Below are 19,598 nucleotides of genomic sequence, written 5' to 3' on the forward strand. Positions count from 1 at the left end.
CATGGCGCGCCGCCACGGGTCCGGGTCCGCGCAAGACCGTGAGCCTGAAGGCGGCGCAGCCGATCGCCAGCGCCTCGACAAGTGGCTGGTCTACGCGCGCTTCGCCAAGACCCGGACGATCTCGTCGGAGTTGATCGAGAACGGGCGCGTCCGGGTGAACGGCGCGCGCGTCACCAGCCCGGCGCGTGGGCTCGCGGTGGGCGATGTCCTGACCCTGGCCCTGCCGCACGCCGTACGGGTGATCCGTGTCACCGGTGTGGCCGAACGACGCGGCTCCTTTCCGGACGCTCAGACCCTCTATGAGGACGTGAGCGGCTAAGGCGCGACGGCGGCGTATTGCCAGCGCTTTGCGTCTCGGCTAGGCATCCGACCGTGAGGGACCAACCCGACGTCTTTTCGCGATCGTGAAAGGCGACGGATATTCGAAGGACGTGCGCGCGGATCGCAGATCGCGCCTCGTCCTTGCGCCGGCACTGCCGGCCCGGGAGTTCGCAATGACGTATGTCGTCGTCGAAAACTGCATCAAGTGCAAGTACATGGACTGCGTGGAAGTGTGTCCGGTAGACTGCTTCTACGAGGGCGAGAACATGCTCGTCATCCACCCCGACGAGTGCATCGACTGCGGCGTCTGCGAGCCGGAATGTCCCGCCGAGGCGATCAAGCCGGACACCGAGTCCGGGCTCGAGCCCTGGCTGAAGCTGAACGCCGAATACGCCAAGGGCTGGCCCAACATCACGGTGAAACGCGACGCGCCCGGCGACGCCAAGGAGCATGACGGCGAACCCGGCAAGCTCGACAAATATTTCTCGCCGAATCCCGGCCAGGGCGACTGATTCCACCCAGGGGTCGCCCCGCCGCAAGGGAGAGTCGCTGCCGCAACAAAGCGACAGCGGCTCGAAACCTTTGATTCACACACCCATTTGTGATAGGGTGTGTTTAGTCGATCACATCTGGCGCGCTCGCCCCTTACTCTGTCCCAATCTTTGAGTGAAATGCCCCGCTAGTGGCTGAGCGGGACTGGCAAGCGTTTTCGATTTTTCGGCTGAATCATGAGACGGCGTGGGTATTCAATTCGCGCCGCGGGGTTATTCGTCGGCTTCGGCCGGCCTTCGCACGTGGCGGCTTGGCCCACTGGGCCCGGCCTCAGGGAGATGTCCTGAATATGACGACCGCTAAGAAGAGCGCCAATCGCCAAGGTTACAAGACGGGTGAATTCGTCGTCTACCCGGCGCACGGCGTCGGCCAGATCATGGCGATTGAGGAGCAGGAAGTCGCCGGCTTCAAGCTGGAGCTGTTCGTCATCTCCTTTGAGAAGGACAAGATGACCCTGCGGGTGCCGACCGCCAAGGCCACTTCGGTGGGCATGCGCAAGCTGGCCGAGAACACGCTGGTCACCAAGGCGCTCGAGACCATCACGGGCCGCGCCCGCATCAAGCGCACCATGTGGTCCCGCCGCGCGCAGGAGTACGAGGCGAAGATCAACTCGGGCGACCTGATCGCGATCGCCGAAGTGGTGCGCGACCTCCATCGTTCCGACGCTCAGCCCGAGCAGTCCTATTCCGAGCGCCAGCTTTATGAGGCGGCTCTCGACCGGATGGCTCGCGAAGTCGCGGCCGTGAACCGGCTTCACGAGACCGAGGCCCTGAAGCTGATTGAATCCCAGCTCGCCAAGTCGCCGAAGCGCCTCAAGACCGCTGACGCCGATACGGACGCCGAGGTCGAGCCGGAGGCCGCCAACGAGGCCGAGGACGACCAGGAAGAAGCCGCCTGACCGTTTGCGGCTTCCACGAGATTCAGAGAGAGCCCGGCTTCGCGCCGGGCTCTTTCGTTGAACGGGACCGCTCGGCCTAGTCGCGCGCGGGCCTCATGACGCGAGCTTTTCCTTGAAGAACGAAACCGTCCGGTCGAAGGCCAGCGTGGCGGCTTCCTGGTTGTAGCGCTCGGCGCTCGTGTCGTTGTGGAACGCGTGGTTGACGCCCTCGTAGACATAGATCGTGTGCGGGACGCCGGCCTCCTTCAGGGCGGCGTCATAACCCGGTATGCCGGCGTTCACGCGCGCATCCAGCCCCGCATAGTGCAGCATCATCGGCGCCTTGATACGCGCCACGGCTTCGCTCGGCGGCGCGACGCCATAGAACGCGACTCCGGCGCCGAGGCGCGGCTCACGGATGGCGAGAATGTTGACCATGCCGCCGCCCCAGCAGAAGCCGACCGCGCCGACCTTTCCGCCGCCATTCGGATGGTCTCTGAGAAAGGTCAGCATGGCGCCGGCCTGGCTGACGACGCTCTCGCCCGTGAGCTTCGAGAACAGGTCGCGCGCCGCATCGGCGTCCGACGGCGTTCCCCCGAGCGGCAGCAGGAAGTCGCCCGCAAGAGCGAGAAAGCCCGCCGCCGCAAGGCGGCGCGCCACGTCCTCGATATGGGCGTTCAGCCCACGGTTCTCGTGCAGCACAATCACGGCCGGGTGTTTGGCGTCATCGTTTGGGCGCGCCAGGTAGCCGGCGATCTCCACCCCCGCAACTTTGGTTCGCACCCGCTCGGCGACGATGCGCGGATCCGTCTCGGGAACCAGAGCCGCGTGGGCGTAGTTCGGCTCCAACGCGACAAGGGCGGCGCTCGCCGCAGCCGACGAGCCCGCCAAGGCCGACAGGCGTTCGAGGAACGTTCTGCGGGCCAGGGGCTTGTGAGTGTACTCGTCGTAGAGTTCGATGATGCGTCGATCGAGCGCCATGCGGCGATGCTCCCTTTTGACGTTGAACGTGAGGCCCCCGGCCACGTCAGGGTGGCGGCGATCGCGGGGGACCACAAGGCCGGAGCGGCCCTTGGGAGGGCTGGCGGTGATCCGGACCAATCACGAACGCGTAGAGACAATCAGGATCCGATACGGAGGCCGGCATGGGTGAGATCTCGGGTGTGCGACGCACCTTCGTGAAGGCGGCCATGGACGCCCCGTTCCTCTCGCGAGAAGAGGAACATGGCCTTGCGGTGCGATGGAAGGACTGCAAGGACCAGGTGGCGCTCCACAAGCTTGCCTCAGCGCACATGCGCCTGGTGATCGCGATCGCGGCCCGCTTCCGCCACTACGGCCTGCCAATGGCCGACCTCATCCAGGAAGGCCATGTTGGCTTGCTGGAGGCGGGAGCCCGCTTCGAGCCCGAGCGTGAGGTTCGCTTCTCCACCTACGCGACATGGTGGATCAGGGCGTCGATCCAGGACTACATCCTGCGCAACTGGTCCATCGTGCGCGGCGGCACCAGCTCAGCCCAGAAGGCGTTGTTCTTCAACCTCCGGCGCATCCGCGCCCGGTTGTCGCAGTCGGCCGCTGGCGACAGCACGATCGACGTGCATCAGGAGATCGCGACCGCGGTGGGCGTGTCGCGCAACGACGTCGCCCTCATGGAAGCGCGTCTGTCGGGGTCGGACATGTCGCTCAATGCGCCGCTGACCGACAACGACTCAGGCGCGGCCGAGCGTGTCGACTTCCTGGTCGACAACGCGCCGCTGCCGGATGAAGCCGTCGGAGAGGCGATCGATTCCGAGCGCCGCGTGAAGTGGTTGCGGTCCGCCCTGACGGTGCTGTCGGAGCGCGAGCTCAACATACTGCGGGAACGCAGACTCTCGGAGCAAACCGCGACCTTGGAGTCGCTAGGCGACCGCCTCGGCATCTCCAAGGAGCGTGTCCGCCAGATCGAGAGCCGTGCGCTGGAAAAGCTCCGCCGCGCCCTGCTGGAGAGCCATCCGGAGCCGAGCGCTGTGCTGATCTGAACGGCGTTCGGCGCGTCCCTACTCGACGATGATCTTGTAGACCGTGCCGGCCCGAACCGGGCCGTTTCGCTCGATGCCGTTCAGCAGTTGGAAGCGCTCCACAGGCCGGTCCGTCGCCATCCGGGTTGCGAGCGTCTCCACCGTATCGCCTGCCTGGGCGGTCACCAGCCCGACCTTGAGCGGCTTGACGCCGGAGGCCTCCTCGGGGCTCATCAGGTGAAGGCTTTCGATCGCCTGCCGAAAAGACCTGTCGGTCTCGGGCGTGTAGTTCTTCGCCGCCAGAATGAAACGATAGGTCGCTTGTCCCGCCTGAACGGCTGCGAGCCGGAACGTCCACTCCTCGCCTTTCGCCACCGTGGTGACGGCCGGCAAGCCGTTCACCGTCAGCGTTTCAACCGGCCCGACCTCGACGCCCTCGATCCAGCCCGACACGATATAGGCTGGCAGCGCGACTCCGTCGGGCATCTTGACGCTGTCGAAGCGCAACGCCTGGGCTCCTCCGGGCGCAAGGCCCAGCACCGCCGACGCGGAGTTCTCCAGCACGAAGCTTGCTGGCGCGGTGAACGCGAAGCCGAGTTGCGGATGCATGAAACGGTTGCCGCGCACGACGCCCTCGGAGGGGTCGTCGCCGAACGTCATTCCGGAAATGGCCTGGAGGTAGCGTTCGCGATCCGTGTCGCCGATCCCGGGCGCCCGGATCTGGCGAGCCGCCGTGAGCGCCTGGGAGACGCGCTCGGGCGTCGACGGGTGCGTGGACAGGAAGTTCGGTCCCTGTGATCCCTTTTCGCCGAGCATGGTGGCCCGCATGGCGGACTGGCGTCCCAGCGAAGCGAGGAAGCGCGCGGCCCCGAACGGATCGAATCCCGCCTTTGCGATCGTTCGCACCCCGATCTGGTCCGCCTCAAGCTCCTGCGAGCGCGAGAAGCTCGCCAACGTGAGCTTGCCCCGCGCCTGCACGACCTGCTGGGCGTCCCGATCGTTCAGGACCTCCGAGACCACCCTGCTGACGATCTCCGACCGGCGCTCCAGCTCGGCCCGCTGCATGGCGTGGCTCAGCGTGACGTGCGCGACCTCGTGCGCCATCACGGCCGCGACCTCGGACGTGTCGTTCGCCAGCGCCAACAGGCCGCGCGTCACGTAGAGGTTGCCGCTCGGCAACGCGAAGGCGTTGACGACCGGGGAGTTCAGGATGGTCACCTGATATTGCTGGTCCGGCCGATCAGTGGCGGCCGCGACGCGTTTCATCACGTCGTTCAGCAGGCGCTCGGCGACAGGTGCGCGGTATTCGCCCCCGAAATTCGCCACCAGCCGCTTGTGTTCGCGGTTGCCGACCGGCTCCACGCCGGTGACCCGCGGCGCGGATGCGGGGAGGCTCGGCGCCGTGCCGGCCCCGAACCCGATTCGGTCGGACGCACAACCCGCCAGCCCCAGGGCAAGCGCCAGTGCGGCGGCAAAAGGGACCACGCGAGCGCGGACGCGAACAGCGACGCCTGTCAGGTTCATGCTCGAATGGGCGTGTCCGCCCCTACAGACTGGCAATCTCGACACACCCGCGATCAGCCGCAACCACGACGCCGTAGACGCCGAATCCGCATTTCCGGAGCTGAGCCTCCGTTGTCTCTCCGGCCGACATGAGCGTCATTCGATTCGCTCGATGTCCTCAGGAGCGTTGATCTCGATCACGGGACCGCCGCTTTCGGCCACGACCCCGCGCACCCGTACGCGAAGCCCTTTCAGAGATGACCACCTCATGCCCGATGCTTCAATCCTGTTCAAGGAGCGTTTCGAAATCGTGACGGTGAAGTCTTCGCTCCAGTTCTCCCCGAAATTGAGGTAGGCGCGGGCTTTGCGCTCGCTGGTGCTGACAACGCGCCCTTCCACGACGGCGAAACGTCCGACCTGCTGGAGAATAGCGGCCGGTTCGGCGGCGTTGAAGAAAGCTTGCGCCTGAGCCCATGCGCCCTTTGCGCCGCGCCTTGCAAGCGCCTCCGCGGCGGCGAGCGCCGCCCCGCAACGCGCCGGCAATTCGGCCGGGTTGGCGGATGCGAGTCCCTCGCGCACCAGCGCCAGCGCAAGATCGTCGCCTTGGTCCGCCCTGCCGATCACGCCCGAGAGCCGGCCCCAGCGGTCCGGCCGCCCGGCGACTGGATAAATCACGAAAGGCCCGACCTCGGTGAAGCGTTTCACCGCGTCCACCCTGCGCCGTTCAACATCCACGTCGCCACCTGCCACCGCAATCGCGCCGGCCGCGATCCAGGTTCGCCCATCGGGCGACGCAAGATCGCCGTCAGGATTGATCTTCAGGTCGGCGACCCCGACAGCGGCTCCAAGCCGACAGGCCGACATCTGGGCCTCGGACGCCTCACTGCCGCAAAGCAGCGTGACGGCCAGCACGAGCCCTCGCGAACAAGCATTGGATGGCCGCATGCGCATTCTGTGCATGGAGATCGCCTTCTGGCTTTCGTGACAGTGCGGCTCCCGCAAGTGCACGTCAACCGGGCGCGGCAGCAACCCCCCGTGAAGTATTTCCAGTAAAACCCTGTATTTCGCACAATCCACAAGAACGTTGTGCGACCTCGCGAATTGAGACTGCAAGCGAGGAGCATTCAGGATGGTTGATGAAGCAGAGGACGAATGGACCGGCGTTTCTCGCCCCGGTCTTCAGCATGTCGTCCCTGATCGCCACGACTCCGCCTTGGAGCGGGTCGCACGGGGACTGAAGGGGGAACTTGGCAGAACCCTGCTCGAGCCGCTGCCGCCGGGGTGGCACTCGTTGCTCCGGCAGCTCGGAGAGGCCGAGCAAGGCTCCCAGAACTGGGGCGCGACAGGCCCGCACGCCTGATTCGGACAGAGCCGGGAGGCTTGGAACCGAACCCGAGACGCCGGGTTGAGGGCGCAGTGAATTCATAATTTGGAGGACCGAATGGCCACGACCGCAAAGCAAAAAACCTTGAATGATCTTTTTCTGGAGACGCTCAAGGATATTTATTACGCCGAAAAGCAGATTCTCCGGAACCTGCCCAAGATGATGAAGGCCGCAAAGACGCCCGAACTGAAGCAGGCTTTCGAACGTCATCGCGACGAGACGGAAGGCCAAGTCGAACGTCTGGAGCAGATCTTCGAACAACTCGGCAAGCCGGCACGCGGCAAGACTTGCCAGGCGATTATCGGCATAGTTGAGGAGAGCCAGGAAGTCATCGAGGAGTTCAAGGAATCCGAGGCGCTGGACGCTGGGCTGCTCGCCGCCGCGCAGGCGGTCGAGCACTACGAAATCTCCCGCTACGGCACTCTGAAGACCTGGGCCGGCCAGCTCGGAATGAAGGACGCCGTGAAGTTGCTCGACCAGACGCTTCAGGAAGAAAAGAAAACTGACGAACTGCTGAGCAAGCTCGCCGAGCAGCAGGTAAACCAGAAAGCCGCCTGACGCACCCCAGTCGAAACGCTCGCCAACGAGGCCCCGGGTTCACGCCCGGGGCTTTTCCATACGCCGATCCCCGGACGCCGAACTGCCCTGCGCGGCGCGGGGTTGCGGCTGCGCCCTGACGTCACACATTGGGGAGACCGCCGCGCTGGAGCGCCCCATGCTGCCCTTATCGATCCTCGACCTTTCCTTTGTGACGTCCGGCGCGTCGTGCGGGCAAGCGCTGCGCAACACCATCGACCTCGCCCGCATGGCGGACGAAGCCGGTTTCACACGGTTCTGGGTGGCGGAGCATCACAATCTTCCGTCGGTCGCCAGCCCGGCTCCCGAGATCATGATCGGTCAGATCGGAGCTGTGACGGAGCGGATCCGCATCGGCTCGGGCGGCGTAATGCTGCCCAATCATGCGCCCCTGATGGTGGCCGAGCGCTTCCGTGTGCTGGAAGCCCTGTTTCCCGGGCGGATCGACCTTGGCATCGGCCGGGCCCCCGGCACCGACCCGGTCGCCTCCTACGCGCTCCGGCGCCTGCAGGGCGACGTGCAGGCCGACGATTTTCCCCAGCGGCTCGAAGAGCTGATCGCCTTCGGGGGAGCGGGTTTTCCGGCCAACCATCCGTTCAGCCGCATCACCGTGATGCCGTCCGACGTGCCGCTGCCTCCCATCCTGATGCTGGGGTCCAGCGATTTCGGCGGCAAGCTCGCCGCCCAGCTGGGCGTCGGCTTCGCGTTCGCGCATCATTTCGCCAGCCATGACGCCGCCGATGCGCTCCTCACCTACAGGGCGCGCTTCGAGCCGGGCGCACTCGCCAAGCCGCATGCCATTCTGGCCACCGCGGCCATCTGCGCCGAGACGGACGCCGAAGCCCAGCGCCTGGCGTCGGGCGCGGATCTCAGCGCGCTGCGCCGGGCGCGCGGCCATTACGGCCCGCTTCCACGCCCCGAGGAGGCGGCCGCCGAAACCTACGACGCTCAGGACCTCGCCTTTATTCGCCGCAACCGCTCACGCCTGTTCGTCGGAACGCCGGACGCTTTGCGCGATCGCCTGATGGACCTCGCCACGAGCGTACAAGCCGACGAGGTGATGCTGACCTCGGCGATCCACGACCATGCGGCGCGCAAGCGTTCATTCCAGCTTCTCGCCGACGCCTTCGGCTTGAAAGCCACATCCACTTCGGCTGTTCTTTAACCTTCGAGAAAGACCTGCGACGGCATTGCGGCCGCAAGCAGCGAAAACGGGGCTTTGCGTCGACAACTTGGCGGGATGCTGGAAACGGTCCCGCAACATTGCATGGGTATGCTTCCGAGATCGCGCTTCTGATCCCGCTCTGGGAAGCGCAAGAACAAGCGACCCACCCGAACCCGCGAGCCCGCCGTGAGCCCCCCGCCCATCGTTTCCGACGCCGTCGATGCCCGCAGCCTGGGCGTCGCCGCTTTCCCGGTTGCGCCCGCGCGCGCGCCGGCCGCTTCCGGCGACAACGTCGCGCTCGGCATTGCCTATATCGTCGGCTCAACGGTGTTCTTTTCGGCGGGCGACATCGCCGCCAAGATGCTGACCGCCACGATCCCGGCAGTCGAAATCGCGTGGATGCGCTACGTCGTGCTCTGCGCGCTTGTGCTCCCGGCCGTGTTCTGGATGGGCGGCGCCAAGCGGCTCGCCACCACCCGCATGCAGTTCCACATCCTGCGCGGGCTCGGCATGGTGATCTCGTCGCTGGTCTTCATGGTGGCGCTCGCCCATATGCCGGTCGCGGAAGCGACCGCCATCAATTTCGTCTCGCCCATCTTCATCACCGCGCTCTCCATCCCGCTCCTGGGCGAAAAGGTCGGCATGCGCCGCTGGATCGCGGCTGCGGTCGGCCTCACCGGCGTGATCATCGTCGTCCAGCCGGGCGGCGCCTCGTTCCAGCTCGCGGCGCTGCTGCCCGCGGCCTCCGCGGCGATCTGGGCCTTCACGGCCATCCTCACGCGCCTGATGAGCGACGAGCGGCCCGAGGCCACGCTGGCGTGGTCCGGCATCGTCGGCCTGGTCACCCTCTCGATGGCCCTTCCTTTCGCCTGGGTCACGCCCACCGGCGCCGAGATCGGCTACGCGCTCCTCATGGGCGTCGGCTCGACGGTTGGCCACTGGCTGCTGGTTCTGGGCTATCGCCGCGCCGGCGCGTCGCTGCTCGCGCCCTTCACCTATGTGCAGCTCCTATGGGCCAGCGCGTTCGGCTTTCTGGTGTTCGGCGCGCTCCCGGGCGCCTCGACGCTGCTGGGCGGCGCCGTGATCGCGGCCAGCGGCCTCTACACGGCTCACCGCGAGCGCGTCCGAGCCAGGATGGCGAGAGCCTGAGCGGCGATTGCGCGCTGTCATGAGAATGAAGCGCTGTTGAGCTTTCGTGCGGGCAGGCTCGCCGGATGCTGCGCCCATGCTCGATCTCTCCCTCGCGTTCACGTCAGCGTTTGAGCGCCCGCCCGCCCGCCCGGCGCGCCGTCCGTCGCGGCGTCCGTCGGGCGGCCCCTTCCGGGTCCTGATCGCGACCGACGCGTGGCGGCCGCAGGTCAACGGCGTGGTGCGCACCCTGGAAGGTCTCGTCGCCGAAGCCCCGAAGCTCGGCGCCGAGATCACGATCCTGGGCCCGGACCGCTTTGCGTCGGCGCCCATGCCGGGCTACCCCGACATTCGGCTCGCCGCCCCCTCCCCGCGGGCGATCGCGGCGGCCATCGAGAGCGCCCGGCCGGACGCCATCCACATCGCAACCGAAGGTCCGGTGGGCTTCATGACGCGGCGGCATTGCATCCGGCGCGGGCTGCCGTTCACGACCTGCTACCACACGCGGTTTCCCGAATACCTCGCCGCCCGCGTGCCGGTGCCGCTGGCCTGGTCCTATGCGGCGATGCGTCGCTTCCATGCGCCGGCTGTCGCCACCATGGCTGCGACGCCGGCGCTCGCGCGCGAGCTGGGGACCCGCGGCTTCGGGCGGCTGGTCCTGTGGACGCGCGGCGTCGACGTCCCGACATTCGCGGCGGGCCGCCCGGGCATGCTGCGTTTCCCGGGCCCGATCTTCCTCTGCGTCGCCCGCTTGGCTGTCGAGAAGAACATCGAAGCATTCTTGGCGCTCAATCTGCCCGGCTCCAAGGTCGTGGTCGGCGACGGCCCGGCGCGCGCCGAACTAGAGGCGCGTTTTCCGGACGCCCATTTCCTCGGCATGCTGAGCGGGTGCGAGCTGGCCGACGCTTATGCGTCCGCTGACGTGTTCGTGTTTCCGAGCCGGACCGACACGTTCGGTCTCGTGATGCTGGAGGCGCTTGCCGCTGGAACGCCTGTTGCGGCTTTTCCGGTGACGGGCCCCCGGGACGTACTCGGCTCGTCCGGGTGCGGTGCGCTCGACGAGGATCTGCGCCGCGCCGCCTTGGCGGCCCTTTCCATCCCGCGCGATCGATGCCGCGCTCATGCGCAGCGGGCCACGATGGCGGAGAGCTGCCGAAGCTTTCTGGAAAATGTGAGCCTCGCGGCCCTCTAGCCGCGGGAGTCAGGCAGCCGGCGCGAGCGCGAGCTGCCGGGCGGGGGCGGACGCTTCGACGTCCGCCCTGCTGTCGCGCTTTGTCCAGCGCACCAGTTCGAGCCGCCCGTCCATGTGCTCCAGAACCGCCGAGCAGGACTCCACCCAGTCGCCGGTGTTCACATACAGTACGTCGCCGATTGTCTCGACGGTCGGCTGGTGAATGTGGCCGCACAGCACGGCGTCGACGCCATGCCGCCGCGCATCTTCGACGACCGCGTCCTGGAAGGCGCCAATGAAGTTGACGGCCGTCTTTACCTTGCCCTTGCTCCAGGCCGAAAACGACCAATAGGGCAGGCCCAGGCGCCGGCGCACGCGGCTGATATAGACATTCAGGAACAGCGCGAGGTCGTAGGCCCAGTCGCCCAGCAGGGCGAGCCACTTCACGTTTCGGACCACGATGTCGAACTTGTCGCCATGCAGGATCAGCATGCGCCGGCCGTCCGCCGTCATGTGGACGTACTCTTCCATGATGTCGATGCCGCCGAAATTGGAGCCGACGTAATCGCGCAAGAACTCATCGTGGTTGCCCGGCAGGTAGACGAGCCGCGCGCCCTTGCGAACGGCCCTGAGCAGCTTCTGCACCACGTCGTTGTGCGCCTGCGGCCAATTCCAGCTCACCTTGAGCCGCCATCCGTCGACGATGTCTCCAACGAGAAAAATCGTCTCGGCCTCATGGTGCTTCAGGAAATCGAGCAGCATGTCCGCTTGGCAGCCGCGCGTGCCGAGATGGATGTCCGACAAAAACAGGGACCGGACCTTTGTGGCGCCGCTCATGACAGCATTCTCCGCAGGCTGCTCACACACCAACAAGCGGATTCTTGTCTCAGTTTGGTGACGGCGGCGCGGATCGCCATCCTGGCCGAACAACACGCGGCATGGGCAGGAAGCGGCGCGTCGAGAAAGCCTGATGGTGCCCCTGGCCGGAATCGAACCAGCACTCCTTGCGGAAACCGATTTTGAGTCGGTCGCGTCTACCAGTTCCGCCACAGGGGCCCGCCCTATCGGGAGGCGGCGCGGACTATAGCGGGCCGGAATCGCACGTCAATCTCCCGCACGGTTCAGGCGACGTCGCGGGGCGCGGCGCCGCTTCCGTGCTCCGCGCCTTTTTCGCCCGGCACCGGCGTGGCCTCGCCCAATGTCTCGCGGACGTAGAGCTTCTTTACGGCCACAAAGGCCACCACGGCCAGCGGCGCGGCCAGAAGCACGCCGAGCGCGCCAAACAGCGCCCCGAACGCGATGACGGCGAACAGCAGCAGCGCGGGCGGGATCGCGACCGACCGGCGGGTCACGACCGGCTGGATCAGGTTCGATTCGACTTGCTGGATGGCGATGAAAGCCGCCGCCGTCCACAGTACGGCCGGCAAACCCATTCCGGAGGCGACCAGCAGCGCCGGAACCGCGCCCGCGAAGGGTCCGACGAGCGGGATGAACTCCAGCAGGCCAGCGATGAGCCCCAGAGCGGCTGCGCTCGGCAGGCCGATCATCGCAAGCGCGCCCCAGGTGAGCGCGCCGGTCACCACCATGGCGAGAAGCTGGCCGAGCAGCCAAAGCCGCAGCGCCCGGCCGGCGACGCCCATGGTTTCGTCCACGTGCTCGCGGGCCTGGGCGGGAAACAGCATCACGACGCCACGGCGATAGACCTTGGGGTCGAGCGCAAGATAGACGCCGCCAAAGATCACCAGGACAAGGTCGGTCACGGCGCCGAGCGCGGACACGCCGTAGGTCGTCACCTTGCCGATGAAGCTCTGGCCCGAGAGGATCTCCTTCGCGCGCCCGCTGATCTGGTTGGCGAGATCCGGCGCGCCGACCTTCTGCCCCAGCGCCTCCAGAGCTCCCGTGGCCGTTTGTGCCGCTGTCGCCAACTGCGCGGCCACCTGCGCCTGAAACAGCCAGATTGCCACCCCGAGAGCCCCGAACACAAGGACGCCAGCGACCAGCAGCGCGAAGCCCGGCGACAAAGGCGTGTGTTTTTCCAACCCATCTGCAATGGAGCGCAGCACAACGGCAATCAGCGCCGCCGCGAAGCCGAGCAGCAGCACGTCCAACATCGCGTATAGAACCGCGAAGAGCACCACGATCGCGCCGACCACCAGGGCCGCGATGGTCACCCTCCTGGCGAACTCGCCTTCGCTCACGAGCGCCGCGGACCGAACGGCGTTGTCCGGGGCCGTAGCCTGAGTTTCAGGCAAGGTCGTGTCGATCGCCATCGCGGCCCCTTTTCTGTCGGCATTGCAACGTGCCAGAGGAGCCTTCGTTCACTCTGCGCTGACCCCGCCCGGGTTCCGGCTTCGTGGTGCGGAACAGCTTCGCCGTGACGGCGTTTCTGCATCATCAAACGGAGGATCACACCATGAGGAATTTCGTTCTTGGCCTGGCGGCCGTCACTGCCGTCGTTCTCGCCCAGCCGGCTTTCGCAGATGACAGCGGCGCAGCCGCAGGCGTCGCCACGGGCGCGATTGCGGGCGGCGTGGCCGGCGGCCCCGTCGGCGCGGCGGTCGGCGCGGGCGTGGGCGGCGTCGTGGGCGGCGCGGTCACGGGCCCGAACAAGGAGCGGGTGATCGTCGAGCAGCGCGGCCCTGCGGTGGAGACCGGCACGATCTCCAACTGCTCCAGCAAGACGGTCCAGAAGGAAAATTCCTTCGGCGACACCAAGACCACCACCACGCAGTCCTGCGACTGACCACAGAGCGCTCGCCAAAGGGCCTGCCACGAGAAGCCCGCCCAAAAGGCGGGCTTTTTCGCGCCTTGTCGCGATCGACGCACGTTTCCGTTAACGCCCGCGCGCGCAAAATCGCGAACGCGGTCGTGCGCAAGCGGAGGTTGATGAACGGTGCGAAAGGGTCGAAGCCTCGCGATGGCCTGCGCGGGCCTGATCTGCGCCGCCCAAACGGCCGGCGCACAAGGCGCGGCGAACTCGTCCGCCACTCAGGCGCGCCCTGAAGCCTGCGCGGATCTCGGATCCTTTGCGGTGGTCGACCCGCCGGGCGGCGGCCGCGGCGCGCTGTCGGCGCAATCCTACACGCCCTGCGCCGATCTCGACGGCCGACGCCGGGACGACTCCGTCCAGATCGGCGTCGACGTCATGCTCGGCGGCCAGAACTCCAACGCGTCCCAGCCCTCGCCGACCGGCGGGATGCAACCCGGCCAAACGCTTCGCCGGCGCCCGTAGCGGGATTCGGGTGGCGGCCCAGCCACGATCCTGCCAAGACGCCCGCAGGAGATGCCGATGTCCCTCGCTCAAAAATCCATGCGTCCGCGCGAATGGCTCATGCTGCTTGCGCTTTCGATGATCTGGGGCGGATCGTTCCTGTTCGCCAAGCTGGCCGTCAGCGCGATACCCCCGTTCGGCGTGGTCGCAGGACGTGTGGCGATCGCATCCCTGTGCCTCGCGATGACGCTGGCGGCCCTGGGCGTCGGTTTCCCGCGCTCCGCTGCGACATGGCGGGCATTTTTTGGGATGGGCCTGCTCAACAACGTGATCCCGTTCAGCCTCATCTTCTGGGGCCAGACCACGATCGGGGCAGGCATGGCGTCGATTTTGAACGCCACGACCCCGCTCTTCACCGTCCTGGCGGCGCATGGCTTGACCCGCGACGAGCGGCTGACCTGGAACCGCATCGTCGGCGTCCTGGTCGGCTTCACGGGCGTTGCCGTGATGATCGGGCCCGAATTGCTGGAGGGGCTCGGATCGAATGCGGCCGCCCAAATCGCCTGCCTGGGTGGAGCGGTTTCCTATGCTTTCGCCGGGCTGTTCGGACGTCGCTTCGCCCGAATGGGCGTTCCGCCGCTGCATGCCGCTTTCGGGCAGCTCACCGCGTCGAGCCTGATCGTCGTGCCCCTGCTGCTGTTCTTTGGAAAACCATGGACGTGGACGATGCCCGGAGCAGCGCCCCTGGGCGCGCTCGTAGCCCTCGCCGTCCTGTGCACGGCTTTCGCCTATGTTCTGTTCTTCAGCATCCTTGGCAGCGCCGGCGCGACGAACATCTCTCTGGTGACGTTCCTGATCCCGCCAAGCGCGATCCTGCTCGGCGCCGTCTTTCTGGGCGAGCGCCTGGGCTGGACCGATTTCGCCGGCATGGGCCTGATCGTCACCGGGCTCGCGGCCATCGACCCGCGGGTCGCCAGGCGTCTGGAACGCCGAGCGCGCACAACTCGGGTGGACGAACTCACCCCGCCGCAAGCGGCCGGAACGTCTCCACCACCCGCTCATAAACCGGCCGCTTGAACGGGATGATCAACTCCGGCAGGCGATCCATTCTCTCCCAGCGCCACGCTTCGAACTCGGCCTTATGGCCGCCCGCGGGGGCGTGGATGTCGATTTCCGAATCCTCGCCGACGAAGCGCAGCGCGAACCAGCGCTGGGTCTGTCCGCGATACTTGCCTCGCCAGGCACGGCCCGCCACCGGGCCGGGGAGATCATACGCGAACCAATCGGGCGCCTCGGCCAGCAGCTTTGTCGAGGTGACGTTGGTTTCCTCCTGCAGCTCGCGCAGCGCCGCCACATAAGGGTCTTCGCCCCGATCGATCCCGCCCTGCGGCATCTGCCAGGCGTGGCGATCGTCGACGTGCTCGGGCCCGGCCTCGCGCTTGCGCTTGCCGATAAACACGAGTCCATCACGGTTCAGCAGCATGATGCCCACGCAGGGGCGGTACGGCAGTTTGGCGATGTCCATTCTTGCTACTCACCGGCGGGGGGAAGCGCGATGATGTCAGACGCGCCCGGGCTTGGCGATGGCCGCGCTCAGCGGCACCAGCACGAAGCCCCGCGCCTCGAGGTTCTTGGCCCAGGCCGCGATCCGGTCGATGCTCACCGGCAGCGCGCTCGCGGTTCCGACCGCGACGCCGCGCTCGCGCGCGATCGCCTCGAGGCGTGCGAGCTGGTCGTCGATCGCCGAGGCTTTGGGCGTGGCGTCGATCACCGTGTCGGCCTTCGCAGCCGGCAGCTTCAGCCCGCCCGCCACCGCCGGAATCAAGCTGCGCGCCGAGGCGCCGTCGTCCAGCACCACCAACCCGCGCGCAGCGAACTCCTTCAACACCGGCGTGAGCGCCGCCTCGCTGGCGGTGAACTTCGCCCCCATGTGGTTCATCACCCCGATATAGCCGCTGAAGCGCGACATCACCCAGAACAGGCGATCGAGGTTTTCCGCCGCGCCGCTCGCTAGAAGCGTATGCGGGCCGGGATCGTTGTCCGGGTAATCGAACGGCTCCATGGGCGCCTGAAGCATCACCTCGTGGCCGTCCTCTCGCGCGCGCGCGACCTGCCGCTCCAGCTCCGCCCCATAGGGCGCGAAGGCCAGCGTCACCTCGCCCGGCAGTCGAACGATCGAGTCGGAGGTCGAGGACTGGCTCAGCCCCATGCCGCTCATCACGATCGCGATGCGCCCTACCGTCTTGGCCGGCAGCATCGGGGCTGGGCGGGCATACACGTCGGCCGGCCGGGAGCCGTCGGGCCCGAGCTTCGGCAGGGCGCCGTGCCGGGATCGCTCGATCAAGCGCTTGTCGGGCGCGACCGCCAGCTTGATCGGCGTTTGTGGCACCTGGATCACGATCCCGCCGGCGCGCTCCCCATTGCCGCGCACCACGCGGACGCCCGTGGCCTTCTCGATGTCGGCCGCCGATTGGCCGTTCGGCGGGGCGATGTCGGGCGAGCCCTCGACCACCCGCGCCTGCGGCGGGTCGACGGCCTCCACCGGCGGCGGCTCGACCTTAGCGCGCGTGATGGTCGCGACCGCATAAGGCTCGCCGCCATAGGGATCCTTCACGACCACGATGTAACCCGCCAGCGCCAGCAGGAGCATCGCGACCGCCATCGCGAACAGGTTGCCAAGCGGCGCGGCCACGCGGCGACGCGGCCGGCTGGCCGTTTCCATGCCCAATGGACGTGTGAGTTCGTCGTGGCCCAGCGTCACGCTTCGGTCTCGGAGGATGAAATGCACAAATCCGGAAACGGCGGGGCCGAACGCACCGGAACTTGCGAATCATAGCTCAGATCGAACTGGTCGTCTGTCGGCATTGCCCACGATACGAAAAAGCGGCGACGCCTGTGGCATCGCCGCTTCATTTCTACGCAGATCCGTCGTGTGGATCAGCGTTCAGTTCGGAGACTTCTGCGGCTTATCGGCCGCGGCAGGAGCGCTGGCCTTGCTTCCGGCGTCGTTCACTTTCACGCCGCGCAGCAAGTCGTACGCATAGTTGAGCTGCTTGTCGTTCTTGGGATCCGGCGGAACGTAGGCGGAGCTGCCGCCCTGCTCCTCTTCGCCGTTCTTCAGGTGGCCCTTGAGGCTCGCCTCGCCCTTGGTCTCGTCCTTGCCCTTGAGCTCGGCCGGGACCTCGTTCAGCACCTGCACGTCGGGGTCAATGCCCTTGGCCTGGATCGAGCGGCCGGACGGCGTGTAGTAGCGCGCCGTGGTGAGCCGCACCGCGCCGTTCGAGCCGAGCGGGATGATGGTCTGCACCGAGCCCTTGCCGAAGGAGCGGCTGCCGATGATGGTCGCGCGCTTGTGGTCCTGCAGCGCGCCAGCCACGATCTCGGACGCTGACGCGGAGCCGCCGTTGATCAGCACGATCACGGGCTTGCCCTTGGTGAGGTCGCCCGCGCGTGCGTTGTAGCGCTGCGTCTCGTCGGCGTTGCGGCCGCGCGTCGACACGATCTCGCCGCGCTCCAGGAAGGCGTCGGACACCGCGATGGCCTGGTCAAGCAACCCACCGGGGTTGTTGCGCAGGTCGATCACGTAGCCCTTAACCTTGTCGGCGCCGCCGAGGTCCTTGTTGATCGTGTCGATCGAGTTCTTCAGGCCCTCGAAGGTCTGCTCGTTGAACTGGGTGATGCGCACGTATCCGACGTCGGTCTCGCTGCGCGAGCGCACCGACTTGATGCGGATCACGTCGCGCGTCAGCTTCAGCTCCAGCGGATCGCTGTTGCCCTTGCGGGTGATCTTGAGGCGCACGGCAGAGTTCACCGCGCCCCGCATTTTGTCGACGGCCTGGTTCAGGCTAAGGCCCTGCACCGAATCATCGTCGATCGCCGTGATGATGTCGCCGGCCTGCACGCCCGCCCGCGAGGCCGGTGTGTCGTCGATGGGCGATACGACCTTGATCAGGCCTTCCTCCATCGTGACCTCGATGCCGAGGCCTCCGAACTCGCCGCGCGTCTGCACCTGCATGTCCCGGAAGCTTTTTGCGTCCAGGTAGCTCGAATGCGGATCGAGGCCGGAGAGCATGCCGTTGATGGCACTCTCGATCAGCTTCGACTCGTCGGGCTTCTCGACATAGTCGGATCGGATTTTTTCGAACACGTCGCCGAACAGGTTCAGCTGCCGGTAGGTGTCCGACGCAGCCGCGACCGCGCTGGTGGTCGACAGCAGGCGATCGTTTGTCGCCAGCGTGGAGGCGCCGGCCCCTAGGACGACACCGAGCATGAGCATAGGGAGCTTGCGCATTATCCGCGAACTTTCTCGTTCGTCGATGCCGCCCACCAGGGCGACGGATCGATCGATGTACCGTCCTTCCGGAACTCCACATAGAGCACCGGTTGCGATGTTTCGCTACCCACCGATGCGGCGGTCGCCTGCGACCCCTCGCCCATCACGGCGACTGGTTCGCCAGCGAGGACGAATTGGCCAAGGCTGACATTGCTTCGATCCATGCCGGCCAGAAGCAGATAGTACCCGCCACCGGCGTTGATGATCAAGAGTTGCCCGTAAGTCCGGAACGGTCCCGCATACGCGATCCAGCCGTCGCAGGGCGCCGTCACGACGGCCCCGGCCCGGGTGGCGTAAGCCATGCCTTTGAGGCTGCCGCCGACCGCGTCCGGAGCGTTGAAACGCTTCAACAAAGAGCCGTTTACCGGCAAGGGCAGCAGGCCCTTGGCTTCGGCGAAAGCGAGCTTCGGCGCAAGCCGCGCCGGGTCCTTGAACGCCAGCGCGGCGAATTTGTCGCGGGTTTCCTTGACCTCGTTCTCGCGCTGCAGGCGCGCCTGCTCCTCGGCCGACAGCGCCGCCAGCCGGGCCGCCTCGGCGGCGCGCGCTGATGCCTCGATCTCAGTCTCGAGCCGCCCGATCAAATCCTTGAGAGTTTGCGCTTTGGCGGCGAGACCGGCGGCCTTCTCGGCCTCCTGAGCGACGGTTTTCTCGGTTCCGGCGATCTGCTGCTGGCGCGCCTCCACGAGGGCGGACAGCCGCTGCCGGTCTTCCACCAGCGTCGCGACCTCGCCGCGCAGGGTCTCGCGCTCGGCGTTGGCGGCGGTGCGCAGGCGAACCATCTCGCCGAGATCCGAAGCCAGCGCCTCGGTTTCCTGCCTGAGTTCCGGCAGCACCGCGCCCAGCAGCATCGAGGTCCGCACCGCCTGCAGCATGTCCTCGGGGCGCACCAGCACGGCCGGCGGAGGGCTGCGGCCAAGCCGCTGCAACGCCGCCAACACCTCGATGATCACGGTCTTGCGCCCCTCCAGCGAGCGCCGGATGGCGTCCTCGGTCTGCCCCAGCGTGGTGAGGCGCTCCTCAATGGCGGTGATCCGGTTCTCGGTGGCGCGCAGGCGATTGGTGGTCTCGATCATGGTGGCGTTGAGCCGCGCCCGGTCGGAGCGCAGGCCCGCGGCTTCGCGCTCCAGCCGCTGCCGGTCCTGGCTTGTCGCCTCAAGAAATTTCTGGGTGGCGTCGAGCTCGAGCCGCCGGGTGGCCCGCTCGGCCGCCTTCGGGGCCATGTCGGGCGGCGCGGGCGCGGGCGCCTGTTCCTGGGCGGCGGGATCGAGCGCCGCGGCCGGCCATGCCGCAACCGAGGCGCTAGCCGCAACGGCGCAGAGCAGGATGAAACGGGAAAGGATCAGGCGCATCGGCCCCAGAGCGCCCCTGGCGATTCGGTCGTGT

At 67.0% G+C, this 19,598-nt stretch carries 20 protein-coding genes and 1 tRNA gene; 11 read left to right on the forward strand and 10 right to left on the reverse strand.

Annotated features, from left to right (window positions below):
• The first annotated feature begins 1 nt into the window (after position 1).
• From IEV99_RS21175 to IEV99_RS21185, 3 genes are all read left to right on the forward strand, one after another.
• Positions 2-319 (forward strand): RNA-binding S4 domain-containing protein, encoded by a 318-nt coding sequence (locus tag IEV99_RS21175; RefSeq protein WP_188519841.1) that lies wholly within the window; start codon positions 2-4, stop codon positions 317-319.
• 175 nt (positions 320-494) lie between these two features.
• Positions 495-833 carry a ferredoxin FdxA gene (gene fdxA / locus IEV99_RS21180; RefSeq protein WP_188519842.1) on the forward strand — a complete coding sequence of 113 codons (339 nt, stop codon included), beginning with the start codon at positions 495-497 and terminating at the stop codon, positions 831-833.
• Positions 834-1,162: 329 nt separating this feature from the next.
• On the forward strand, positions 1,163-1,771 hold the full coding sequence (locus IEV99_RS21185) for a CarD family transcriptional regulator (RefSeq protein WP_188519843.1): 609 nt from the start codon (positions 1,163-1,165) through the stop codon (positions 1,769-1,771).
• Positions 1,772-1,864: 93 nt separating this feature from the next.
• Here IEV99_RS21185 and IEV99_RS21190 read toward each other — a convergent pair whose 3' ends face one another.
• Positions 1,865-2,731 carry a dienelactone hydrolase family protein gene (locus IEV99_RS21190; protein WP_188519844.1) on the reverse strand — a complete coding sequence of 289 codons (867 nt, stop codon included), beginning with the start codon at positions 2,729-2,731 and terminating at the stop codon, positions 1,865-1,867.
• A 164-nt stretch (positions 2,732-2,895) separates the two neighbouring features.
• Here IEV99_RS21190 and IEV99_RS21195 point away from each other — a divergent pair, with 164 nt between their 5' ends.
• Positions 2,896-3,765 (forward strand): RNA polymerase factor sigma-32, encoded by an 870-nt coding sequence (locus IEV99_RS21195; protein WP_188519845.1) that lies wholly within the window; start codon positions 2,896-2,898, stop codon positions 3,763-3,765.
• Between the two features lie 18 nt (positions 3,766-3,783).
• On the opposite strand, the gene IEV99_RS21200 is transcribed toward IEV99_RS21195, so the two are convergent.
• Both IEV99_RS21200 and IEV99_RS21205 read right to left on the reverse strand, forming a co-directional pair.
• Complete coding sequence (locus IEV99_RS21200) at positions 3,784-5,229, reverse strand: M48 family metalloprotease (RefSeq protein ID WP_244644004.1); 1,446 nt, start codon at positions 5,227-5,229, stop codon at positions 3,784-3,786.
• A 174-nt stretch (positions 5,230-5,403) separates the two neighbouring features.
• Positions 5,404-6,159: a hypothetical protein gene (locus tag IEV99_RS21205; RefSeq protein WP_188519847.1), complete on the reverse strand. Its 756-nt coding sequence runs from the start codon at positions 6,157-6,159 to the stop codon at positions 5,404-5,406.
• A gap of 529 nt (positions 6,160-6,688) precedes the next feature.
• Between IEV99_RS21205 and IEV99_RS21210 the strand changes: the two genes are divergently transcribed.
• The 4 genes from IEV99_RS21210 to IEV99_RS21225 all read left to right on the forward strand — a co-directional run bounded on the left by IEV99_RS21210 (position 6,689) and on the right by IEV99_RS21225 (position 10,692).
• Entirely contained in the window at positions 6,689-7,189 is a 501-nt protein-coding gene (locus IEV99_RS21210) for a YciE/YciF ferroxidase family protein (RefSeq protein WP_188519848.1), read from the forward strand.
• A 157-nt stretch (positions 7,190-7,346) separates the two neighbouring features.
• Positions 7,347-8,372, forward strand: a complete 1,026-nt coding sequence (locus IEV99_RS21215) for an LLM class flavin-dependent oxidoreductase (protein WP_188519849.1) — start codon at positions 7,347-7,349, stop codon at positions 8,370-8,372.
• 186 nt (positions 8,373-8,558) lie between these two features.
• Positions 8,559-9,521, forward strand: a complete 963-nt coding sequence (locus tag IEV99_RS21220; RefSeq protein WP_244644005.1) for a DMT family transporter — start codon at positions 8,559-8,561, stop codon at positions 9,519-9,521.
• A 76-nt stretch (positions 9,522-9,597) separates the two neighbouring features.
• On the forward strand, positions 9,598-10,692 hold the full coding sequence (locus IEV99_RS21225; RefSeq protein WP_188519850.1) for a glycosyltransferase family 4 protein: 1,095 nt from the start codon (positions 9,598-9,600) through the stop codon (positions 10,690-10,692).
• Positions 10,693-10,701: 9 nt separating this feature from the next.
• Here IEV99_RS21225 and IEV99_RS21230 read toward each other — a convergent pair whose 3' ends face one another.
• The 3 genes from IEV99_RS21230 to IEV99_RS21240 all read right to left on the reverse strand — a co-directional run bounded on the left by IEV99_RS21230 (position 10,702) and on the right by IEV99_RS21240 (position 12,941).
• Positions 10,702-11,508: a UDP-2,3-diacylglucosamine diphosphatase gene (locus tag IEV99_RS21230; RefSeq protein ID WP_188519851.1), complete on the reverse strand. Its 807-nt coding sequence runs from the start codon at positions 11,506-11,508 to the stop codon at positions 10,702-10,704.
• Positions 11,509-11,642: 134 nt separating this feature from the next.
• Positions 11,643-11,727, reverse strand: a tRNA-Leu gene (locus IEV99_RS21235).
• Positions 11,728-11,792: 65 nt separating this feature from the next.
• Positions 11,793-12,941, reverse strand: a complete 1,149-nt coding sequence (locus IEV99_RS21240; RefSeq protein WP_188519852.1) for an AI-2E family transporter — start codon at positions 12,939-12,941, stop codon at positions 11,793-11,795.
• A gap of 143 nt (positions 12,942-13,084) precedes the next feature.
• Here IEV99_RS21240 and IEV99_RS21245 point away from each other — a divergent pair, with 143 nt between their 5' ends.
• The 3 genes from IEV99_RS21245 to IEV99_RS21255 all read left to right on the forward strand — a co-directional run bounded on the left by IEV99_RS21245 (position 13,085) and on the right by IEV99_RS21255 (position 14,959).
• Entirely contained in the window at positions 13,085-13,414 is a 330-nt protein-coding gene (locus IEV99_RS21245) for a hypothetical protein (RefSeq protein ID WP_188519853.1), read from the forward strand.
• A 150-nt stretch (positions 13,415-13,564) separates the two neighbouring features.
• Positions 13,565-13,903: a hypothetical protein gene (locus IEV99_RS21250; protein ID WP_188519854.1), complete on the forward strand. Its 339-nt coding sequence runs from the start codon at positions 13,565-13,567 to the stop codon at positions 13,901-13,903.
• Positions 13,904-13,960: 57 nt separating this feature from the next.
• The gene (locus tag IEV99_RS21255; RefSeq protein ID WP_244644006.1) at positions 13,961-14,959 is read left to right on the forward strand and encodes a DMT family transporter; all 999 of its coding nucleotides are present in this window, start codon (positions 13,961-13,963) and stop codon (positions 14,957-14,959) included.
• Here IEV99_RS21255 and IEV99_RS21260 read toward each other — a convergent pair.
• The 4 genes from IEV99_RS21260 to IEV99_RS21275 all read right to left on the reverse strand — a co-directional run bounded on the left by IEV99_RS21260 (position 14,901) and on the right by IEV99_RS21275 (position 19,564).
• On the reverse strand, positions 14,901-15,407 hold the full coding sequence (locus IEV99_RS21260) for an RNA pyrophosphohydrolase (protein ID WP_188519856.1): 507 nt from the start codon (positions 15,405-15,407) through the stop codon (positions 14,901-14,903). The genes IEV99_RS21255 and IEV99_RS21260 overlap by 59 nt on opposite strands.
• 36 nt (positions 15,408-15,443) lie before the next feature.
• Entirely contained in the window at positions 15,444-16,643 is a 1,200-nt protein-coding gene (locus tag IEV99_RS21265; RefSeq protein WP_188519857.1) for a divergent polysaccharide deacetylase family protein, read from the reverse strand.
• Between the two features lie 183 nt (positions 16,644-16,826).
• Positions 16,827-18,173, reverse strand: coding sequence for a S41 family peptidase (locus IEV99_RS21270; protein WP_188519858.1), 1,347 nt, complete (start codon positions 18,171-18,173; stop codon positions 16,827-16,829).
• Positions 18,173-19,564, reverse strand: a complete 1,392-nt coding sequence (locus tag IEV99_RS21275; RefSeq protein WP_188519859.1) for a murein hydrolase activator EnvC family protein — start codon at positions 19,562-19,564, stop codon at positions 18,173-18,175. Before IEV99_RS21275 ends, IEV99_RS21270 begins: the two co-directional genes overlap by 1 nt.
• Positions 19,565-19,598: the final 34 nt, after the last annotated feature.

Source organism: Alsobacter metallidurans, assembly GCF_014636935.1.
GTDB classification, from domain to species: Bacteria; Pseudomonadota; Alphaproteobacteria; order Rhizobiales; family Beijerinckiaceae; genus Alsobacter; species Alsobacter metallidurans.

Excerpts from the sequence above, each read along its gene's own strand:
- IEV99_RS21175 (WP_188519841.1), top strand. The coding sequence starts at position 2 with ATGGCGCGCCGCCACGGGTCCGGGTCCGCGCAAGACCGTGAGCCTGAA.
- fdxA (WP_188519842.1), top strand. The coding sequence starts at position 495 with ATGACGTATGTCGTCGTCGAAAACTGCATCAAGTGCAAGTACATGGAC.
- IEV99_RS21185 (WP_188519843.1), top strand. The coding sequence starts at position 1,163 with ATGACGACCGCTAAGAAGAGCGCCAATCGCCAAGGTTACAAGACGGGT.
- IEV99_RS21190 (WP_188519844.1), bottom strand. The coding sequence starts at position 2,731 with ATGGCGCTCGATCGACGCATCATCGAACTCTACGACGAGTACACTCAC.
- IEV99_RS21195 (WP_188519845.1), top strand. The coding sequence starts at position 2,896 with ATGGGTGAGATCTCGGGTGTGCGACGCACCTTCGTGAAGGCGGCCATG.
- IEV99_RS21210 (WP_188519848.1), top strand. The coding sequence starts at position 6,689 with ATGGCCACGACCGCAAAGCAAAAAACCTTGAATGATCTTTTTCTGGAG.
- IEV99_RS21215 (WP_188519849.1), top strand. The coding sequence starts at position 7,347 with ATGCTGCCCTTATCGATCCTCGACCTTTCCTTTGTGACGTCCGGCGCG.
- IEV99_RS21225 (WP_188519850.1), top strand. The coding sequence starts at position 9,598 with ATGCTCGATCTCTCCCTCGCGTTCACGTCAGCGTTTGAGCGCCCGCCC.
- IEV99_RS21230 (WP_188519851.1), bottom strand. The coding sequence starts at position 11,508 with ATGAGCGGCGCCACAAAGGTCCGGTCCCTGTTTTTGTCGGACATCCAT.
- IEV99_RS21240 (WP_188519852.1), bottom strand. The coding sequence starts at position 12,941 with ATGGCGATCGACACGACCTTGCCTGAAACTCAGGCTACGGCCCCGGAC.
- IEV99_RS21245 (WP_188519853.1), top strand. The coding sequence starts at position 13,085 with ATGAGGAATTTCGTTCTTGGCCTGGCGGCCGTCACTGCCGTCGTTCTC.
- IEV99_RS21255 (WP_244644006.1), top strand. The coding sequence starts at position 13,961 with ATGTCCCTCGCTCAAAAATCCATGCGTCCGCGCGAATGGCTCATGCTG.
- IEV99_RS21260 (WP_188519856.1), bottom strand. The coding sequence starts at position 15,407 with ATGGACATCGCCAAACTGCCGTACCGCCCCTGCGTGGGCATCATGCTG.
- IEV99_RS21270 (WP_188519858.1), bottom strand. The coding sequence starts at position 18,173 with ATGCGCAAGCTCCCTATGCTCATGCTCGGTGTCGTCCTAGGGGCCGGC.
- IEV99_RS21275 (WP_188519859.1), bottom strand. The coding sequence starts at position 19,564 with ATGCGCCTGATCCTTTCCCGTTTCATCCTGCTCTGCGCCGTTGCGGCT.